The organism is Bacillus sp. D48C, assembly GCF_053345735.1.
Window position 1 is genome coordinate 1 of sequence record NZ_JBKFAQ010000039.1, and the last position, 2168, is coordinate 2168.

1 pseudogene is annotated in these 2168 nt (G+C 36.3%); it reads right to left on the reverse strand.

Annotated features, from left to right (window positions below):
• Positions 1-2168, reverse strand: a pseudogene (locus ACLBXA_RS29345) (phage tail spike protein); the annotation flags it as partial.

Genomic DNA, 2168 nt, shown 5'->3' on the forward strand with positions numbered 1-2168 from the left:
TAGATCATTTATAGAACCCAATCCACCAACATAATCCTCAACATCTTTCTTTTTCATTGTTAACTTTAATGCGTCAGAATGTTGACCTATTGTTGTTGTAGCCTCACTAATCGTCTTTCCTTGCGCAGTTTGTGTTTCCTGTAATTTCTTAACACTTGCAGTTGTTCCTTCTGCATTCTTTTCTACAGTGTTAACACGTTCATCAAAAAAGGTTTGTGTTTTTTCTACCGTTTTAATACTTTCTTTAATACCATCCACACTTTTTTCAATCTCTGTTGTTTTCTTAGTGAATTCATCATTCGTTACTTGATTTTCTGGAGCTGGTGTCCAATCCTGTGGCTTATTCCCTTTATATAAAGCCACCCATTCTACAGTTGCCTTTGTAGCATTATTTGGATAATTATATAAGTTTAATCTCCGTTCATTCCCACTTGTAGTTGCAACAGCTTTGAAAGTAACATAAGTTATTCCGTTAGCATAGACACTTGTTGCATATCCAACATTATTTGAACCACCATTCTGCCAAATTCCAAATTGTTGGCCTTGCGGGACGCTTCCTTTAATTACAAAAGTATATTCCTCACCTGCAACAAAATTTTCAGTTAGAGAATATGGATTGATTAGATAATCTATTTTTTCGTATTTAGTATTTGAATCTAATAACAGATTACGTCCTCCAGATTTATCGTTATTAACCTTTGTTTCTACCTTTGTTAACTTTTCACTAATCTTCCCTGCTGCTTCTTTGATCTCTGTTGTTACTTTGGTTAAAACATTCCCATCTGCAATATCTTCAGGAGCAGGTCGCCACGAATAATCTTTGCTACCTATAGTCAATTGTGGTGAACTCTGCTGATACCAACAACCAGCAGGAGGATTTACGTCAGGTTCTACACGAAAATGACTCTCGTTATCCGTTCCTGTTGATGCCATCATGCCCGCTGTCACTACGAACGAAACACTTACGCGTTGCCATTGATTAGTAGATTTATTTGGACGGATGCCGGTAGCCCCTGCTGCAAAATAAAAAGTGTGTTGTAAGTCTTGGCCGTTCGGTAAACCTTTTACACGAGTAAAAATTGAATAGGTTACTTTATCTCCTACTTTTACAACTTTTCGATCTACTAAATCTTTGAAGTTATAAGCTAAAGCGGTCCATGATGATTGAGTTTCTACGACTGTATTCCCTTGAAAAACATCCTTCGAAATTTTAACTTTATCTGCTGACTTAAGCCACCAACGATTGTCTGCTTGCGCAATGGTCAAAGCGCCATCAAAAGATTTAGAACCGATTAACAAGTTTCTTACATCGTCATTCATGTTTGCTACACTTTCTTTAACTTCCGAAATAACTTTCCTATTTCCGTCCACATCACTTACTAAAGTGTTGACTTTACTTGTAGTCTCAGTACTATTTTTCGTTAATGTTTCAATAGACAATTTGAATTTCTCAGAATCCTGTTCAACCTGGGTTACTTTTTTATCAATTTCACCTTGATCTCTTTGTACATCAGAAATAGTTCTTGTAACTTTTGAAAGACCCTCTGTTACTGTATTAAATTGCCCAGTGGCTTCTTCTTGCGCCTCTTCCACTTTCTTATTTAATTCTTCTTTTGTAAGTTTAATATCCTTACTCACCTGCTCCAGTGTACCTTTTTTAATTGATTCCACATCAGGAATAAGAAGCTCCCAATCTTTCCCGTTCCATACTTTTAAAACACCAGGTTTACCATTACTAATATCTCGCCATATCGTCTTACCAATTTTAAGATTAGTTGTTGGTGGATTCACAGCCTCGATGATTTCTACTGTATTATTCTTCAAGTTTTCTTGAACTTTCTCTGCTAACTCTTTCGCTGCTTTCGACTCTTTCTGTGCTTCATTTACTTTTTTATCAGTATCTTGTACAAGTTCTTCTAATCTATCTAACAATTCTTTATTTGCTTTATTTCCTAAAGTAGCGCGAATCCTATTGTACATTTTTCTTAACTCTTCGTTCGCATCAGTAATTTCACGATAGTCGCCAAACACGTATTGATCTTGTGAAGGATCAGTATGTGATTCATCACCAACGATTGCCCTTGCTTCAAGGTATAACTTAGGTGTGAAGCCTGTATCTTTGATTCGGATTGTATCGCCCTCATTAATTAGTTCATGTGCTAGTCCGA